The 18271-nt window shown below is 55.7% G+C and carries 16 protein-coding genes; 3 read left to right on the plus strand and 13 right to left on the minus strand.

Going from position 1 to position 18271, the window contains the following annotated elements:
* The 3 genes from H5U36_03320 to H5U36_03330 all read left to right on the plus strand — a co-directional run.
* Nucleotides 1-180 (plus strand): ABC transporter substrate-binding protein (locus H5U36_03320; GenBank protein MBC7217200.1); only part of this gene is annotated, 180 nt, incomplete at its 5' end.
* 50 nt (nucleotides 181-230) lie between these two features.
* The gene (locus H5U36_03325) at nucleotides 231-1127 is read left to right on the plus strand and encodes a sugar ABC transporter permease (GenBank protein MBC7217201.1); all 897 of its coding nucleotides are present in this window, start codon (nucleotides 231-233) and stop codon (nucleotides 1125-1127) included.
* Nucleotides 1124-1960, plus strand: coding sequence for a carbohydrate ABC transporter permease (locus tag H5U36_03330; protein MBC7217202.1), 837 nt, complete (start codon nucleotides 1124-1126; stop codon nucleotides 1958-1960). Before H5U36_03325 ends, H5U36_03330 begins: the two co-directional genes overlap by 4 nt.
* On the opposite strand, the gene H5U36_03335 is transcribed toward H5U36_03330, so the two are convergent.
* The 13 genes from H5U36_03335 to H5U36_03395 form a co-directional block, all read right to left on the minus strand.
* Nucleotides 1935-3935, minus strand: coding sequence for an IGHMBP2 family helicase (locus tag H5U36_03335; GenBank protein ID MBC7217203.1), 2001 nt, complete (start codon nucleotides 3933-3935; stop codon nucleotides 1935-1937). The two genes, H5U36_03330 and H5U36_03335, sit on opposite strands and share 26 nt — an antisense overlap.
* A gap of 8 nt (nucleotides 3936-3943) precedes the next feature.
* Nucleotides 3944-4795: an ABC transporter permease gene (locus tag H5U36_03340; GenBank protein MBC7217204.1), complete on the minus strand. Its 852-nt coding sequence runs from the start codon at nucleotides 4793-4795 to the stop codon at nucleotides 3944-3946.
* 20 nt (nucleotides 4796-4815) lie between these two features.
* Nucleotides 4816-5850 carry an ABC transporter permease gene (locus tag H5U36_03345; GenBank protein ID MBC7217205.1) on the minus strand — a complete coding sequence of 345 codons (1035 nt, stop codon included), beginning with the start codon at nucleotides 5848-5850 and terminating at the stop codon, nucleotides 4816-4818.
* Nucleotides 5840-7348: an ABC transporter ATP-binding protein gene (locus H5U36_03350; protein MBC7217206.1), complete on the minus strand. Its 1509-nt coding sequence runs from the start codon at nucleotides 7346-7348 to the stop codon at nucleotides 5840-5842. The genes H5U36_03345 and H5U36_03350 overlap by 11 nt, the downstream gene beginning before the upstream one ends.
* Nucleotides 7349-7351: 3 nt before the next feature.
* On the minus strand, nucleotides 7352-8365 hold the full coding sequence (locus H5U36_03355) for a BMP family ABC transporter substrate-binding protein (GenBank protein ID MBC7217207.1): 1014 nt from the start codon (nucleotides 8363-8365) through the stop codon (nucleotides 7352-7354).
* Nucleotides 8366-8411: 46 nt separating this feature from the next.
* Complete coding sequence (locus H5U36_03360) at nucleotides 8412-8786, minus strand: VOC family protein (protein MBC7217208.1); 375 nt, start codon at nucleotides 8784-8786, stop codon at nucleotides 8412-8414.
* 8 nt (nucleotides 8787-8794) lie between these two features.
* The gene (locus H5U36_03365) at nucleotides 8795-11050 is read right to left on the minus strand and encodes a glycoside hydrolase family 3 C-terminal domain-containing protein (protein MBC7217209.1); all 2256 of its coding nucleotides are present in this window, start codon (nucleotides 11048-11050) and stop codon (nucleotides 8795-8797) included.
* Nucleotides 11037-12029 carry an ABC transporter ATP-binding protein gene (locus tag H5U36_03370; protein ID MBC7217210.1) on the minus strand — a complete coding sequence of 331 codons (993 nt, stop codon included), beginning with the start codon at nucleotides 12027-12029 and terminating at the stop codon, nucleotides 11037-11039. Before H5U36_03370 ends, H5U36_03365 begins: the two co-directional genes overlap by 14 nt.
* Entirely contained in the window at nucleotides 12013-13014 is a 1002-nt protein-coding gene (locus H5U36_03375; GenBank protein ID MBC7217211.1) for an ABC transporter ATP-binding protein, read from the minus strand. Before H5U36_03375 ends, H5U36_03370 begins: the two co-directional genes overlap by 17 nt.
* Nucleotides 13011-13865, minus strand: coding sequence for an ABC transporter permease (locus H5U36_03380; GenBank protein MBC7217212.1), 855 nt, complete (start codon nucleotides 13863-13865; stop codon nucleotides 13011-13013). Before H5U36_03380 ends, H5U36_03375 begins: the two co-directional genes overlap by 4 nt.
* Nucleotides 13866-13873: 8 nt before the next feature.
* Nucleotides 13874-14878 (minus strand): ABC transporter permease, encoded by a 1005-nt coding sequence (locus H5U36_03385; GenBank protein ID MBC7217213.1) that lies wholly within the window; start codon nucleotides 14876-14878, stop codon nucleotides 13874-13876.
* A gap of 43 nt (nucleotides 14879-14921) precedes the next feature.
* Nucleotides 14922-16805, minus strand: coding sequence for an ABC transporter substrate-binding protein (locus H5U36_03390; protein ID MBC7217214.1), 1884 nt, complete (start codon nucleotides 16803-16805; stop codon nucleotides 14922-14924).
* A 105-nt stretch (nucleotides 16806-16910) separates the two neighbouring features.
* On the minus strand, nucleotides 16911-18086 hold the full coding sequence (locus H5U36_03395; GenBank protein MBC7217215.1) for a hypothetical protein: 1176 nt from the start codon (nucleotides 18084-18086) through the stop codon (nucleotides 16911-16913).
* Nucleotides 18087-18271 lie beyond the last annotated feature (185 nt).

Raw genomic sequence — 18271 nt, forward strand, 5'->3', positions numbered from 1 at the left:
CACTACCCAGACCTCTGGCGAGTGCAGATTAACGCCCGAACTCGCCCGCAGCATCCCCAGTACGCCCAAATCTCTGATATTCTCCAGCGGAATATCCACGCAGCCATCACAGGAACCCTCAAACCTGAGGAGGCCATAAAGAGGGCTGCGGCGGAAATTCGAGAGCTCCTCGGACAGTAAAATCGCAAAGGGGCGGGGGGACACCCCGCCCTTTCAAGGAAGGGGAAAACATGAAGCGGAGAAAGGGACTTACGGATACTCAGTTCGCCTACCTCTTGCTCCTCCCTGCCATTTTCCTCTTTGGGCTTGTCATCCTCTATCCGGTTGCCCGAAACGTGTACCTCTCCTTCCAGGAGAAGAGCATCGCCACCGGCATGGTGGAGCGTTTTGTCGGACTCAAGCACTACGTGAAAATCCTCACCACCGACCTTCGCTTCCGCCAGGCACTGGGGAACACCGTGTACTTCACCGTCGTTTCAGTAGCTATTGAGTTCATCCTGGGGCTCTCCTTTGCTCTCCTTCTCAACCTCTCCTTTCGGGGGAGAAATTTCGCCCGGGCAAGCGTCATCCTCCCCTGGGCTTTACCCACGGCAGTCATGGCCATGGCCTGGCGGTGGATTTACCACGACGTGTACGGAGTGGCAAATGATGTACTCCTTCGCCTTGGCATTCTCAAGGAAGCGGTGGCCTGGCTTGGGCAGCATCCTCTGGCCATGCATGCGGCTATTTTTTCCGATGCCTGGAAGACGACGTCTTTCATGGCCCTCATGTTCCTTGCCGGGCTCCAGTCCATTCCCCAGGACCTCTACGCCGCAGCAAGCATCGACGGAGCCGGCATCTGGGGGAGATTCCGGCACATAACCCTGCCTCTTCTCCGTCCGGTTATGGTGCTTGCCCTCCTTTTCCGGAGCCTCCAGGCATTTGCCGTTTTCGACCTCATCTGGGTCCTTACCCAGGGGGGACCGGGAGGAACAACGGAAACCCTTTCCGTATACCTCTACAGCTACACCTTTCGGTACCTGAACCTGGGCTATGGCTCGGCACTCTCCATGGTTATTTTTGGGCTGACGCTTGTCATTATCTTCGTCATCCTCCTTTTCCGCAAAGAAGAGGTGGAACTCGGATGAGGCAAAAAAGGCTTGTATCCTTCCTTGTAGCCCTTGGAGTGGGAATTGTCGTCTTCTTTAGCCTTGCTCCCTTCCTCTGGCAAATCATCACTTCGGTAAAACCAGCAAACGAAATCTTCTCCCGTCCCGTCCGCTACATCCCAAGTCACATCGACCTCAGCGCATACGTCAAAATCTTTTCCCGCCATCCTTTCGCTCGCCAGATTGCCAATAGCATCGTCATCTCTTGTGCCGGAACCTTTCTCTGCCTTGCGGCTTCTTCCCTTGCCTCGTACGCCCTCTCCAGACTCCGCATTCGAGGAGGACGGGGGTTCTTGTTCTTCCTCCTCTTCCTCTCCCTTTTCCCACCGGTTGTGCTCATTGTGCCACTTTATGAGATGGTGAGCGCTTTTGGCCTTATGAATAACTGGCTTGCCCTCATCGTTCCCTACGCTGCCTTAAACGTTCCCTTCGCCACCTGGGTACTCACGAGTTTCTTCCGGCAAATCCCTGAAGCCCTTGAGGACGCCGCAAGGGTCGATGGCCTGAGCCGCCTGGGGATTCTTCTGCGCATCATCCTCCCCCTCTCGGCTCCTGCCCTGGCAACGACGGCAATTCTCGTTTTCATCTTCTGCTGGAATGAGTTCCTCTTTGCCCTGACTTTCATGACCCGGGCAACTTCCCGCACCGTCCCTGTGGGCATTGCCATGCTCTCTGGTGCTTCTCAGTACGAAATCCCCTGGGACCAGATATCCGCTGCCACAGTTCTCACGACACTTCCCCTTGTGGTCTTTGTGGTCCTCTTCCAGCGGCGGATTGTGGAGGGGCTCACCGCCGGTGCGGTGAAAGGGTGAGGTACCTGCCCCTTTGCCGCACAAAATCCAGAAAATCCTGCCAGAGGCGGTCCCCGGCAAGGGTTGTGCTATCCCCTATGGCCACGAGTTTCGCCCGTGCTCGGGTGATGGCCACGTTGAGACGGCGGGCATCAGAAAGAAAGCCCACTTCCTTTCTGGGATTACTCCGCACAAGAGAGAGAATGATAACCTCTTTCTCCCGACCCTGGAATCCATCGACCGTGCTCACGCGAACCCCAGGAACCTTTCGGGAGATTTCGGCCACCTGGTCGTCGTAGGGAGTGATAACCCCAATCCAGTCCTTGGAAACCCCAAGGGAAAGGAAATCCTCCACAATCTCGGCAACGAGCTCCGCTTCAAGGGGATTCCAGAAGGAAGTAGAGCCCGGGTGCTGGCGCTCGAAACGATCACCACACAGAGCGGTATCGAGAAAGACAAGAGGCGCCTCGGGGTCCACAACATCCCGGTGGCGGACGTTGCCGGAGTTTTCAATCCCTAAGGTTTTCAGGGTACGCCGGGCAACCTCGGGGGCGGCGATGAGCTTTCCATCGTAGAACACTTCGTTTGGGAAAGCCATGATGTCCTCGTGCATCCGGTACTGGATGTTGAGAAGGACCGTACACTCCGGGTACATTGCAACAAGCCGCTCAAAGAGGGTTCGAGAGAGAATCGGCTGCGCTTCAGGGCTCACCACCGTTGGAGGGAGCTGCTTGTGGTCCCCGCTCATGACTAACTTTTTGCCCTTGAGGAGAGCCACAAGAGCTGAGGGTTCCGTGGCCTGCGAGCCCTCATCAATCACGACAACGTCGAAACTCTGCCCTTCGAGGAACTCACTCCCTGCGCTGATGTTCGTTGTCACCACAACCTCTGCCTCTTTGAGAACCTCAGAAATAGCGGCGTTCTCGAGGGAACGCGCCTGAAGGACGAGTTCTCCAAGACGCTCATTCAGGGATATCCAGCGTTCCATGGAGCGAATTTTCGCAAGAGGTACTCCTCGAAGCGACCTCCCCTCTGAGGCTGCCGCTTTTATCTCCGCATCGCTCATGCCTCGCCGCCATTGAGGTGAGGGCCTGAGGTACCGATCGCGCTCTTTTTTGAGTCTTTCCACCTCTTCCCAGAGTCGCACCGCCTCCTGAAAAGAGGGTTTCTCTGCCGCCAGGGCAAAAAGAGAGTGCGCAAGGAGCTCTTTCTCCACCCTTGCGGGATGCCCCACCCGAACCGCCCTGAGCTTTCTCTCCACCACTCCAAGGAGAAGGTTATCACAGGCGGTGTTTGAATCCGCAGTGGCCAGAACCCGCTTCCCCCTTCTCACCTCCTGGACGATGTACTCAACCACCGTTCGGGTCTTCCCGGTTCCTGGAGGACCGTGAATGAGAAAGAGAAAGGGAGCGGCAAGGGCCTTCTCGACCGCCTCCTTTTGGGCAGGATTGAGGCCCTGGTCCACGAAAACCACGGGGTGCGGGGTACAAGGGGGGATTCTCTCCACCCCAAGGAGTACCTTCCGCAGAGGGTACTCTTCATCGCTTCGGGCCACAAAGGTAGAGAGCGCCTCTTCCATGCGCCGGAAGGCCACATCGTTCACATAGAGGTCGACTCGAATGTTTTTCCCCAGAACCCAGGGAGGCGGAGCATCAGAAAAAGCCACGACAATAGAGCGGGAGGTGATTTCCGTTACCGTACCCTCAATCCCGCTCCTCAAGGGGTCCTTTCCCCGGCTCACGAGCACCACATCCCCAACCCGGATTTCCACTTCACCGAATTCCCTCGCCCGTCCAAACCGGACAAGGTGCAATCCCCCGATTTCCCTCCCTATGTGCTTCCCCGAAAGGCCAAGGATTGCCCTTCCCTTTCTCTCCCGTTCCTCGGGAGAAAGGGTTTTAATTTCCCGGCGCATTGCCGCAACCGCCGCCTCACGTTCCTTGGCAAGGGCAAACAAGAAGGTGACAAGGTATGCTTTGGGATCAATCTGGGGCATGCCCAATCCTACTCCTTCCGGTATGGCTCGTACCGGGCAGGAGGAATGGCCCGCCCCACAAAACCTGAGAGGACAAAGATCGTCACGAGGTAGGGAATGAGGAGGATAATCTGGGAGGGGAGTATCCCCAGAGCCTGAAGCCGCATCTGCAGGGCATCGGCAAGACCAAAAAGGAGACTCGCAAGGAGGCACCCCAGGGGAGTCCACCTCCCAAAAATCATGGCCGCAAGACCGATGAATCCTCGCCCACTCGTCATCCCCCAGGCGAAGAACTTGAGGTGGCCCAGGGAGAGGAAAAGACCCCCGAGACTTGCCACCGCCGATCCGGCGACAACCCCAAAGGTTTTGTAGCGGAGGACATCAATTCCTGCGGTATCGGCAGCCTGCGGGTTCTCCCCCACCGCCCGGAGGCGCAACCCCCAGGGAGTGGCAAAGAGGAAAAGATGAAGGACCGCAACAAGGGCAAAGCCCAGGTACACGAAAAATGTCTGCTCCCCAAAGAGTGGAGGCCGAATACTTTCAAAGCCCGCCACCGCTTCCGATGCTCCTCGGGAACCCCAGATTTTCTGGGAGAGGAACGCGCTGAGGCCAAGGCCAAAGACGTTCACCCCTGTCCCCACCACCACCTGGTTCCCGTAAAAGCGCACCGTAAGGAGGGCAATGACAAATCCCCAGGCCACACCCGAGGCGAGTCCTCCAAGGAATCCCAAGAAAGGCGAGGCTGTTACGTACGTCACAAGGACCCCAAAGAAAGCCGAGGTGAGCATAATGCCCTCAAGGCCGATGTTAATCACTCCGACGCGCTCGCAGAGGCACCCCCCAAGGGCTGCAAAGAGAATCGGTGTTGCCATACGAACCATGGCCTGGAAAAGGCTGAGGCTCACCGTTTCCCCTCCCTTCGAAAGAAGCTCCCGAGGTAGCGTATGAAAAAGGGCGCTGCCACAAGGAGGATGACAAGAGCCTGGATGATGAGAGAAAGGTCAAGAGGAACCTTGGTTACCCGAGTCATAGTCATACCACCTGCCCGGAGCATCCCAAAGAGTACCGAAGCAAGAACGCACCCCAAGGGGTGGAGCCTCCCCACAAGACTCACCGCAATTCCATCCCACCCGTACCCCGGGGAGAAACCGTCCACGAATCGCCCATGGACCCCGAGAATCTCCCCTCCCCCACCAACCCCCGCGATGAAACCGCTGAGGACAAACGCCAGAACCTGGTACCGCCGCACCGAAATCCCGCGGTTCTCCGAGGCTTCCGGGTTGAGTCCCACTGCCCGGATGGCAAAACCGTGCACAGTCCGCTCCAGAAACCAAAGGGTAAGGAGAGCAAAACCGAGGGCAATGGGGAATGCAAGGGAGAGCTGTGTTGGAGGGAGAATTTTGGGGAGCCTTGCTGAGGAAGCCACGAGCTCTGTCTGCGCCACCCATCCTGGAGCCTTGAGGGGGTAGTTGACGAAGTAACTCGTGAGGTACAGGGCGACGTAGCTCAGCATCATCGTGGTGATGACCTCATGGGCCCCGAGGTACACCTTGAGGAATGCCGGAAGAAGGGCGTACGCCGCCCCTCCAAGCCCTCCAAGGAAAAGAGCCAGGACAGCGTGCGCCGGAAAGGGAATTCCCCGCAGGAAAATTCCCACAAGGGTGGCCACGAAAGCCCCCACCAGGAACTGCCCTTCCACACCGATGTTGAAAATTCCCGAGCGGAAGGCAAGGAGAAACGCTAAGGAGGTGAAGAGAATGGGCGTGGCCTGGGTGAGCGTTTGCCCAACGGCATTTCGGGTTCCGAAAGCTCCTCGCAGAAGCGCCTCAAAAGCCTGAAGGGGAGGATACCCGGTGACAAAGAGCACGAGCATCCCCAGAAGGAAAGCAAGACCAACGGCGAAAATCTCGGGGGGAACGACCCACCTACGCCTCATGGAGTGTTCTTCCCCCCATGAGGAGCCCAAATCGGTACTCATCGCTTTCCGGAGCAAGTTCCCCCACAATTCTTCCCTCGTACATCACGAGGACCCGATCGCTCAGAGCCCGAACTTCGTCAAGGTCTGCCGAGATGAGGAGGACTGCCTTGCCCCTGCGGCGTGCCGCAAGGAGAATGTTCCGGAGGTACTCAGTAGCGGCCACATCAAGGCCTCGGGTTGGCTGGCAGGCCACGAGAATCATCGGCTCAAAGGCAAGTTCCCGGGCAACCACCACTTTCTGCTGGTTTCCTCCGCTTAAGGCACGGAGGGGAACGTCTTCGTTCAAAGCCACGATGTCGAATTCCCGGATTTTCCGGCGGGCAAACTCCCGAATCGCCGAAAGGTCGAGAGTCATCCATCCCCGACGGAAAGGGGGCTCTGTTTCAAATCCAAGGATGAGATTCTCCCAGATTGAGAAATCGAGGATAACCCCAAGGCGATGCCGGTCCTCGGGAATGTGGGCAATGCCGGAAAGGATTCGCTCTTTCGGCAAAGCCCTGGTGATGTCTCTCCCCCGGTAGAGCACTACCCCACGCTTTGGCTTCCTCAACCCCACGATGACTTCGGCGAGTTCTGACTGGCCATTCCCCTCAACCCCCGCGATGCCAAGAATTTCCCCGGAACGAACCTCCAAGGAAATATCCCGGAGAGGAACACCAGGAGGGTCTGTCGACACCCCCTGAAGAGAAAGGAGAACCTCCCCCTTTTCCACTTCCTCCTTGGGGAACTCGAGAAAGACCCGCCTTCCCACCATCATCTCCGCAAGGGTTTCGAAGGTGGCCTCCTGAATCGGGAGCGTCCCGACCTTTCTCCCTCGCCTGAGCACCGTCACCCGATCGCAGAGGGCAAAGATTTCCTTGAGCTTGTGGGAAATGAAAACAATCGTCTTTCCCTGAGCTTTCAGGCGGCGGAGCGTGGCGATGAGCTGGTCCACTTCCTGAGGGGTGAGCACCGCAGTGGGTTCATCAAGAATCAGGATATCCGCCCCACGGAAGAGAATTTTGAGGATTTCCACCCGCTGCCGTACCCCCACAGGAAGGTTCTCGACTCTCTCGGTGAGTTCCACCTGAAAGCCGGTTTCAGTAAGGAGCCGCTCAATCTCCCGGAAGGCTTCCTCACGGTTAATCCAAAGACCCCGGCGCGGTTCTCGACCAAGGACGATGTTCTCCCAAACTGAAAGGTGAGGCACAAGCGTCAGGTGCTGGTGGACCATACCGATGCCAAGGCGAATGGCATCAAGAGGGCTTGCGATGTGGACTTCTTTCCCCCGGAGGAAAATCTTCCCTTCATCGGGGCGGTAGAGCCCGTAGATGCAGCTTGAAAGGACAGACTTTCCCGCCCCGTTTTCACCGAGAAGCCCGTGGATTTCCCCCTCGGCAACACCAAAGTCGATGTGGTCGTTGGCAACGACTTCTCCGAAACACTTCGTGAGGCCCCGTACCGAAAGGGCAAGCATTGCTCATCCGCCGAACTCCGGTGGTCGAGGAACCCGAATCTCCCCTTGGGCAATTTTCTCCCGGGCTTCGAGCATTTTCTCGAGGGCTTCTTTTGGGAGCTCTACGGCATGCTTGAAACCGAAACGCTCCTCCCAGAAGGATTCCTCTTCAGGGAAGCGGCAGTTCCCAATCCATCCTTCGGCAACGCCTTTTTCGTAAACTCCTCCCTGGAAAGTTCCTGCAAAAGCGGCTTTGATCGTCTCGTACACTGCAACATCCACCCGCTTCGTCAGGCTGGCAAAAATGTGGTCTCCAAGGTAGCACTGGCAGGCATCAACCCCCATGGCGTACACACCCCGCTCTTTTGCCGCCTCAAGGGCCCCAAGGCCACTTTTTCCTGCCGCCGCCCAAATCACATCGCAGCCGCTGTCGATAAGGGAGAGAGCAAGCTCCTTACCCTTCGTCGGATCAGCCCAGCCGCCAACGTACACCACGGGGAGAACCACCGCACCGGTGTTCGCCCACTTCACGCCTTCCTCGAATCCCAGGAAGAAGTCACGGATGAGGGGGATATCCATACCGCCCACGATTCCGATTTTCTTGGTCTTTGTCATGTACGTTGCTGCAATACCAAGGAGGAATCCTCCTTCGTTTGCCTTGAAAAGGAGAGAGGCCACATTCGGCTGGTTCACCACCATGTCCACAATGGCGAACTTCTGTTCGGGGAACTCCTGGGCGATTTTGTTCAGGGCATCCGCCTGATCGAAGCCAACGCAGACGATGATCTCGTACTCCCCGGATGCGGCGAAATCCCTCTGGTACCCCTCGTACTCGGCAATTGCCTTTGGCTCCACGTAATCGAGCTCAACGCCGAGTTCCTCCTTTGCCCGGAGCGCCCCCGCATAGGAAATATCGTTGAAGGATTTGTCCCCCAAGCCTCCGGTGGCAAGGATAACCCCGATTTTCTTCGGTGCCGCGAAGGAAAAAGAAGAGAACACAAAAAGGAGCACCACCGCAAAGAGCAAGGCCCGCTTCATAAGGCGACCCTCCTTCTGTGGTTTTCTCCATTGTACCATACCTCTGCTACAGGCGCTTGACGATTTCTACGACCTCTCCCATGGGACCGGAAAAGTAGGCGTAGTGGAAACCGTGGCTTTCGGCAGGAGCAAGAAGGACGGGAACGCCCCTTTCTTTGAGGAGAGCAAAAACTGAAGCTACATCGTCCACCTCAAAGGCAAGGTGGAACCCCGAAGGGTGCACCCACCCCTCGGGGTTTTGAGGCGCCAAAAGCTCAAGAAGAGTATTCCCGAGGGAAAGGAAGGCGATTTCTGCTCCCTCTCCCTCATCAAAGAAACGCTCCACCAGGGTAAAACCGAAAAGGTCCCGGTAGAACCGGAGGCTCTCCTCCATGTCCTTCGTCATAAGCGCTACGTGGTGGACGCCTCGAGAAAGCTCCATGGGCAGCCTCACCGCACCACCACATCGCTTGCGAAACGACGGTACTTCGTAATCACCCTTTCGGTGAGGACCTCAAAGGACCCGGAAAGGCGAATGTCCCGGGAGGAAGCACCAATCATGACTTCAAAAACTCCCGGCTCCACCACAAGCCGCATGTGGGCGTCGGAGAAGGCGAGTTGCTCCGGAAAGAGGGTGAAGGTTACGGTTTTCTTCTCCTTCGGGGCAAGGCGAACCTTCACAAAGCCTTTGAGCTCTCTTTCTGGACGAACACAGGACGCCACCCGGTCGCGGACGTAGAGCTGCACCACCTCTTCTCCTTCCCTGTCCCCGGTATTCTCCACAGTACATTCCACGGTGACCGGCTCAAGCCCCTGAACCTTCTCAGGGTTTATCCGAAGATCCCGGTAGGCAAAAGTCGTATAGCTCAGGCCATGGCCGAAGGGGAAGAGGGGCTCCGCATCCACCGAAATGTACGGGCTGAAGGAGGTGGGCTTACGGTTGTAGTACACCGGAACCTGTCCGGAAACTTTCGGGAAAGATATTGGCAGTCTTCCCGAGGGATTGTAGTCCCCAAAGAGGACATCGGCTACGGCGTTTCCTCCTTCCTCTCCAGGATACCAGGCTTCAAGGATGGCCGGAATGTGCTCGTACTCCCAGGAGAGCTCGAGAGGTCTTCCGTTCACAAGGACAAGGACAATGGGTTTTCCAAGCTCCCACAGGGCTTTGAGGAAATTGCGCTGCACCTCTGGGAGCGCAAGGTCGGTACGATCGCTCCCTTCCCCAGAGAGGGACTGCCGGAAAAGGCCGCTCCATTCCCCAAGGACGGCAACGACAACCTCGGCATTCCTTGCCGCATCGAGGGCCTCACGCATCTCCTCTTCCGAAGAAGTGGTGAGATCGCACCCTTTCGCGTAGAGAACCTGAGTGTCTGGAGAAACTTTTGCCTTTATCCCTTCAAGGATTGTCACCGTGGGCACCACAAGCTCAAAACGGGCCTCCTTTCCCTTCCAGGCAAGAACGCTTGGGACATGAGTGGTGTAGCTGTAGTCGCCGTGGAGGTTCACCGGGTTGTGGGCATTGGGCCCCAAAACGGCAATGGATTTCAGGTCCTTTCGAAGGGGCAAGACCCCGTCGTTTTTAAGAAGGACAAGGGAAGCCCGGGCCACCTCGCGGGCAAGCTCCCGATCCTTTGGAGTGTCAAGGAGAGTGATGCTCTCCGGAGAAGCAAAAGGAACCCCATCGAGAAGCCCGAGTTCCTTCTTGAGCATGAGGACCCGTCGCACCGCCTCGTCCAGGACTTCTTCACTCACCAGGCCTTCTCGAACTGCTGCCACAAGGTGAGGGAAACAGTCGGCATCAGGGAGTTCCACATCGATACCCGCCTTCAGGGCAAGAACCGCCGCTTCTTTCTCGTTTCCTGCCACCCGGTGGAAGGTGTAGAGCATCCGAACCGCCTCGTAATCGGAGACCACGATTCCCTCAAAGCCCCACTCTTCCCGGAGAACCTTCGTGAGGAGGAAAGAGGAGGCGGCGCAGGGAATCCCATCGATTTCATGGTAGGCGTTCATCACCGAGCGTACCTTCGCCTCCCGGACGGCAGCCTCAAAGGGAAAGAGGAAAACTTCCCGGAGCTCCCTCTCCCCGACTTTGGCCGGTCCGAGGTTCCGCCCTCCCTCAGAAATGCCGTAGGCGGTGAAGTGCTTGGCCGTGGCCACAATGCCCTTCTTCAAATCTTCTCCCTGGAGACCCTGGATGTAGGCCACAGCCATTCGGGACACAAGGTAGGGGTCTTCTCCAAAGGTCTCCTCAGTCCTTCCCCAGCGGGGGTCCCGAGGGATATCAAGAACAGGTGCAAGCCCCTGGTGCGCCCCCAAAGCCCGCATTTTCTCCCGGATGCTTGCGGTAATCTTGCGGACAAGTTCAGGGTCGAAGGTACTCGCCATACCGATAGCCTGAGGGAAAACGGTGGCTTTTTTGCTCAAAAGCCCGCTCAGGCACTCTTCATGCACCATTGCCGGAATACCGAGCCGAGTCTTTTCCTTCAAGAAACGCTGGATCTCGTTCCCCAGCACCACCGCTTCCTCAGGTTCAAGATCTGGATTACCGAAGAGACGAGTAATCTGCCCGATGCCATTCCCAAGAAGCGCTCTTGCCTTCTCCTCAGAAAACTTCTTCCCCTCAAGGAGCCGATTGGCGTGCACGGCACAGAGCTGGGCCACCTTTTCCTCGAGAGTCATACGCTCAAGGAGTTCACAGACGTTCATAGGACCTTTCCTCCCTTGTCTTTTGGGATTCTCTCAAGCGGTGACATCGCACCAAAACCCCTGAGACGACAACCTCCTCAGGAGTTTCTTGCCTGCATATTTCCATGACCTCAGGGCACCTTCCGGCAAACCGACACCCTGAAAGGAGGTACTCTTCCCTCTCCTCAAGGAGTACCACCTTTTCCTCCAGCCGCTTCTCCGGATTCGGCTCGGGAATGGAAGAGAGAAGGAGTCTCGTGTAAGGATGTCTGGGGTTCCCTAAGACCTCTTCCACCTTCCCCATTTCCACAATATTGCCCCGGAACATCACCGCAATCCGATCGCTCACGTAGTAGGCAGTGGCCAGATCATGGGTAATGTAGAGGACACTCACCCCAAGCTCATCGCAGAGTTTACGGAAGAGGTTCACGATGGACATGCGCAGAGAAGCATCGACCATAGAAACCGGCTCATCGGCAACAAGAAGGGAGGGGTTGGTGAGGAGGGCCCGGGCAATGGAGGCCCGCTGGAGCTGGCCCCCCGAGAACTCGCTTGGGTACTTTCCCGCAATCTCTTCAAGGGATAACCCCACCGCTTTGAGCTTTGCATCAATAAGGGCTTCGGCCTCCTTGCGGCTTTTGGCAAGTCCGAAATTCTCCACCGTCTCGAAAAAGTACGCTTCCACCATCCGGAGGGGATTAAAAGTCTCAAAGGGATTCTGGAATACCGCCTGAACTTCCCGAAACCAGGCTTTCCGGTCGACAACCTCTGCTAAATCCTTTCCCCGGTACCGGATGGTTCCACCTGTTGGGGTTTCAAACCCAAGAATCATCCGAGCCGTCGTCGTCTTCCCACAGCCGCTTTCCCCCGCCAGCGTAAAAATCTCGCCTTCCTCGATGGTAAAGGAAACCCGATCCACTGCAGTGATACGCACTCGGGAGAAAAGGCTTCCTAAGGTGAAGACCTTGGTGAGATTTTTGACCTCAAGAAGCGGCGACACAGCTCTCCCTCCTCAGGAAACAGGCGACTTTCTGTTCCCCACAGGGTACAAGTTCTGGGGTTTCTTCCCGGCACCGGGAAAAGGCATGAGGGCAGCGGGGATGGAAGGCGCATCCTGCAGGGAGATTGGCAAGAGAGGGAGGACTTCCCGGAGCGCATTCCCTGGGGCTTTTGTCCCCAATTCGGGGCAGAGAACGGATGAGGTACTGGGTGTACGGGTGGAGAGGGTTCGTGAAAACCTCCCAGGTTGGACCTTCCTCGACGATTCTTCCCGCGTACATTATGGCCATCCGGGTGGTTACTGCGGCGTGGATTCCCATGTCATGAGTCACAAGGACAATGGTGTTCCGCAGGCTCTTTTGGACTTCAGAAAGGAGCTGCAGCACTGCCCGTTGCGCCACCACATCCAAGGCCGTCGTGGGTTCATCGGCAAGGATAACCCGGGGCCTCAAGAGAGTAGCCAGGGCAATGGCCACCCGCTGGCGCATGCCCCCAGAGAGCTGGTGCGGATAGGCTTCAAGAATTCGGGGAGAGAGCCCGAGGTTCTCGAGGTGTCTCTCCGCTTCCTTGAGGAGCTCCTGGCGGATTCTACCCGAAACGTGGCTTTCGAGGAAATCCGCAAAAGTAGCCTTGATTTTTGTCACCGGATTGAAAACACTCATGGACCCCTGAGGAATGTAGGATATGTACGTCCAGCGGAGCTTCTGCTTCTCCTTTGGGGAAAGCGAAAGCGCATCAAGGTATTCCCCGTTGACCCGGTAGAGCACCCTTCCCCCAAAGTGCCGCAGAGGGGGCTCGAGATTCCCCAAAAGAGTCTTGAGGAACGTCGTTTTCCCGCATCCACTTTCCCCGGCGATGCCATAGACCTCGCCTTCGGGAATGCTCAAGCTCACCCCGTTCACCGCTTTAATAATTTTCTTCCCCTTTACCGTCTCAAGAACGTAAAAAGCCTGGAGTTTCTCCACTTCGATGATGCCCGTTCTCATCGTGCCCCAATCCTTTGCACCCGTGTCCGAGGATCAAGGTACTCACTCACGCTCACAGAAAGCCAGTACAGGGCTACAAGAAGGAGAATCGTCAAAGTGATAGGTGTCATAATCCACCACCAGTGCCCAAGAAGCATTGCCTGGTAGGTAATGGCCCACTGGAGGGTTGTTCCAAGAGTTGGAATCTCAAGACGGACAAGACCAAGAATGGCAAGGACGATCTCCATCCCTATGGCCCAGGCGATATTGTTGATGAGGGTTGAGAAGATAAGGGGTGTCGTAAAGGGGAGGTACTCCTTGGCCACCAAGGCCATGGTACCGTTTCCAGAAAGCACCGAGGTTTTTGTGAATTCCCGTTCCCGAAGGCTCAAAATCTGGGACCGAATCGTTCGAGCATCCCAGGCCCAGCCGAAGAAGGCAAGGAGTAACCCCGTGTTCACCAGGGTTAGACTTCCTCGAAGGAGCATGGCCACCATGACGAGGATGAGGAAAAGGGGAATGACGAGGAGTCCGTCGGCAACTCCCATGAGGATGCGATCAAGCGTCCCTCCCCGGTACCCCGCCACAAATCCCACAAGGACCGCCACCACCCGGGAAAGGAGCCCGGCAATAAGGGCAATGATGAGAGAATTCCGGATGGCAAAGGTCGCTTCCCAGAAGACATCCTGCCCCTTGGAGTTCGTGCCGAGGATATGGGACCAGGAAGGGGGTTTGTCCCTGGGGACCTGGAGTTGCCGAATGGGATCATAGGGAGAAAAGAAGGAAAGGAAAGCCAGAAAGGCAAGGAACGCAAAGATGGTGAAGCCGGTGGCAAAGCGGTAGTCCCGGAAGAGCTCTCGAAGGGTCTCCATACGCCCACCTACCTGTGCCGGATACGAGGGTCAAGAAGGGGATAGAAGAGGTCAAGAAGGAGTACCGAGGTGGCAATGGTGAAAATGGAGAGCACCGTAATGCCCATGACGAGGTTGTAGTCTCCCCTTGTGACCCCCCGGTAGAGCAAAAGCCCTATCCCCGGATAGGAGAATACCATCTCCACGATGAGCACACCGCTAAAGACCTGCCCGAGGGCAAGGGTGAGCTGTGTAACCTGGGGGAGCATGGCGTTTTTGAGGACATACCGAAAGACGATTCGCCGCTCCTTAACCCCTCCCACCCGGGCGTACTCCACGAAATCTTCCCGTTTCACGTTCTGCACGAGGAGCTTCATCTGCTGGAACCAGACCACACCCCCGAGGACAACAAGAGTCAGAGCGGGAAGAAAAGAACTCCGAAGGATGGTGACCACAAGGTTCCAGTTCCAGGTTACGTTCCGGCCCAAAATGAGTCCCCCTGCCGGGAAAAGAGGCCAAAGGTACGCAAAAAGGATGAGGAGCACAACCCCAAAGATGTAATGGGGAATGGGGCGGATAACCATGATGACGGCATCGAGAATCTTCGACCAGGATTTCCCGGAAAAGTACCCCGCAATGCCTCCAATGACATTTCCAAGAATCCAGGAAAGAAGCGTTGAGGTGACGAAAAGACCTATCGTCCAGGGCAGGTAGATGCGCAGAAGCTGCGATACCGGGGTGGGGAACTGGAAGAAGGAGGGACCAAAGTCAAGGGTAAAAATGCGCCGCCACATCGTGAGGTATTGCTCAAAAAGGCTCCCCTTGAGCCCATAGAGTTCTTTTAAGGTCTCCATGAGACTCCGCACTGCCTGAGGGTCAAGAGAAGAACCTTGAGTTTGGATTTGAGCGATGATTTCAAGCACCGGGTCCTGGCCGGCAAAGCGGGGAATGAAGAACACCGCCGTAATGCCGCAGAAGACCACAAGTACGTACTGGATAAGCCTTGGGGCAAGGTAGTCTCGAACGAATCGCATGCTCATACCTCCATGCGGCCCCCTTTCGGGGGCCGCACAAATACTACTTTTTGGGTTTCAGGAACGGGAGCATGTATTTGAAGTTCGGCCAGTGCTGGTAGGGTTGAGAGTAGGGGTTCTCGGCACCGGGGTAGTTCTCCCAGTAGTACTCATCCCAGGCCACGGCTCCACAGTACCCATAGGTCGGAATGGTGGGCATCTCTTCGACGAGAATCTTCAAAGCTTCAATACCGAGAAGACGAGTGGTCTCCACATCGGCAAAGGGGTCGGTTGCCTCAAGCTTTGCGATGACCTCGTCCAGCCGAGGATTGGACCACCGGGCCGCGCCACCAGGACCAAGGGTTACTGCCTGCCCTATGGGTGCGACAAGGCTTGAACGCCAGGGATCGAGAGTCCTCGAAAGGTCCACTCCTGCTCCCCAGGGCTCTGCTGCCGGCCACATGGTCCCGACCTCGAACTCGCCCATGAGGTGGAGACTGTTGAAAGCTTCGGTGGCATTCACCGTAGCATCGATGCCGAACTTCCTCCACTGCTCTGCCGCCGCCATGGCATTCCGGTAGTGGTGGTGCGCAGGGTTTGTATCCGTCACAATGGTAATCTTCCACGGATTACCATTGGGCAGGTACCACTTGCCATCCGCACCCCTTGTGAAACCATGCTTTTTGAGGAGCTTTTCCGCAACCTCAGGCGCGTACTTCCACCAGCCGATGCCAAAGAGTTCCTTGATAACCTTCGGGTCTTCGGGAACCGGGTATCCTCGTTCCTTTGCCGCCTGGGCAATACGCTGCGGGATTTCTGGATCAAAGGGCTTGAACTTCTCCCCGTTCCCAAGGTCGAGTTCGAAGTTCTTCAGCCATTCCTCCATGGGGTTGAAGAAAGCTTCAACGTACGCGGGAACAGGAGGAAGGTGAATGGGGCTTACCGGAGCCATGAGGTCGAAGGCCGTGGCCATGTACTCCACCATGTTGATTGCAAGAGTCAATGCCCAGCGGACATCCTTAATGTTGTACGGTTCCACCATGTTGTTGAAGATGATACCGGTAATGCAGGGGTCGATGTTCACCACCCAGGGCCATTCCTTTCGCCAGCCTCGGGTTGTGTCACTCCGCTCAAGGACCACTCGAAGTCCCTCGGGAGCAAACTGGGCCATGTCGAGCTCATGCCGGAGTTGAGCAAGAATCTTTGCTTCCTCAGTTTCAAAAGCCTGGAAGAGCACGTACTTCGGTTTTGGTTCCCCGTAGAGCATTCCTGTAGGAGTCCTCTGCCAGTCTTCCCTCCGCTCCCACAAGGTCCAGAAACCGGCGGGATCGTAATCCTTGAGGACACATGGGCCACATCCTATCGGAGGATTGAACTCGAAAGTCACCGGGTCCTCAACTTTTTCGAAAATGTGCTTGGGCATAATGCGGAGGCATCCCCACCGGTCCAGGAAATGGGTGTGGAACCGGGAATTCGGCTTCTTCAGCTCCACGACAACTGTATAGTCATCGGTCTTGTAGACCTTGTCAACGAACTCGGCCATGGGACCATGGTAGAGAAGGCCAGGGGTTCGGATATGGAGGTCAATGGTGTACACTACATCATCGGCGGTGAAAGGCACACCATCGCTCCAGTAGACACCCTGGCGGAGCTTAATAGTCATCTTCGTGAAATCCTCGTTGTACTGAGGAAGTTCAGCTGCGGAACCACAGATGATTTCGCCGGTGGCGTAATCCACCGTCCAGAGCGGCTCACAGACAAGTTGCTGCAAGCCCCGGTCCTGCCACCGCCACCCTGCCCAGAGGTTGAAGTTGCTCGGGGTTCCCACGCGGCCGGTGAGCTGATCCACAATGAGCGTTTCGTTCCTTGGGACCCCACCGGGAAGCTGGGCAAAGGCAACACCCGCAAGAACAAGAACCAACCCAATCACCAGAGCTACCCGTCTCACGTGAATTCACCCTCCTTTTGTAAGCCCTCCTTTGGTATTCCCTCACTCTTCGGAAACGAACCGTTCCAAACCAAAAGGTTACAGCCAAGCACAACCTTCCTTCCCTCACCTCCTTGGATTTTGAGCCAAGCCACAGAATTCTAAGGCTTCGGTAAGCATCGTAAAATAATTTTCAATTGGTATGAAATTAGCAAACGAGTTACCAGAGCCAATACAAAATCGACCACCAGGGACACATTTTTCCATAATATCTCGCGTCCGCCTACGAATTTCCTCAAATGTGCCTCTAGATAGGAGATCAACGTCCACACCACCAAGAATGGCCACTCGATCCCCATACTTTGCCTTAAAACACTCAACAGGTATTATCTCATCTTGGAAAGAGTGAAACCCATCTATTCTAACCGTTACCAAAAGATCCTCTAGTACCTCGGTTACTCTCCCACACGAGTGAAGGAAAAAGAATTTCCCAGCTTCATGCGCTATTTGTGCATATCTCGCAAACCAAGGGACCAGGTTTTCTCTAATCCAATCCGGATGAACGAACGTTCCAGACTTAAAGCCCAGGTCGTCGGCATGCATTATGCCGCCAACGCAATCGTACTGCACCGCTTCCCGGTAGAAGAGTTCGTTCGCTCTGCCTAGCTTTTCAAGAATTGCCCGAACCAATTCAGGATTATCATGAATAGAGTAAAAAAGATGCTCATACCCTAAAACCCTTTCTAATAGGTGTTCAAAGAGGCTCCCTGTAACCACCACTTTTTGGCCCTCTGGAAGAATCTTCTCCAGAAAACGATAGTACCTTTCAAGGTCCAATGCTTTAAGAGTATCCCAGGGAAAAGATTCGAAGTCCTCCCACGACCTGATAAAACCAACCCCTTCCTGAGCCCAAGTGCGTTTGCCCTTCGAAAGGACAGCCGTGTCCTCAGCTTCTGGAAGTGACTGTGAAAGAAGCTTTGAGGAATAGGCAAAAAAGGCAATGTCGGGTATGTAAGCATACCCTATTGCGGTGAAAAAACTTACATAGTTTTCCAAAGCCCTCTTTTCTACTTCACCGGGAAGAAGAAGGAACCCGGAAGAATCTCGAAGACATCTGCACCTCTCTCTCAAGTTTCCAAAGACAGGAATCCATTGTATACCGAGGTACTTCTCAGCGATATGTTGCATGACAACTTCATCAACGAAGTGTTCTACAAAACAGGTACGGTCCGAGATAGCACCTCTTATGATTCCGGAAAAATCCTCAAAACTGGTTTTCACCTTCCAAAAAGGGTAATTCACTCTCCAGCACCCCTCCTACGTTACCCTTTTATGGCTCCTCGCAAAATTCCTTCCACGAATCTTTCTCTACCTACTATAAAGATTGCCAGGACCGGCAAAAGAAGTAAGGAGGCCCCAGCCATAAGCATTCCGTACTCTACCTTGTACATGCCCACAAGGGTAGATAGCCCTACGGTTGCGGTTAA

The organism is Candidatus Caldatribacterium sp. (assembly GCA_014359405.1).
GTDB classification, from domain to species: domain Bacteria; phylum Atribacterota; class Atribacteria; order Atribacterales; family Caldatribacteriaceae; genus Caldatribacterium; species Caldatribacterium oleiphilum.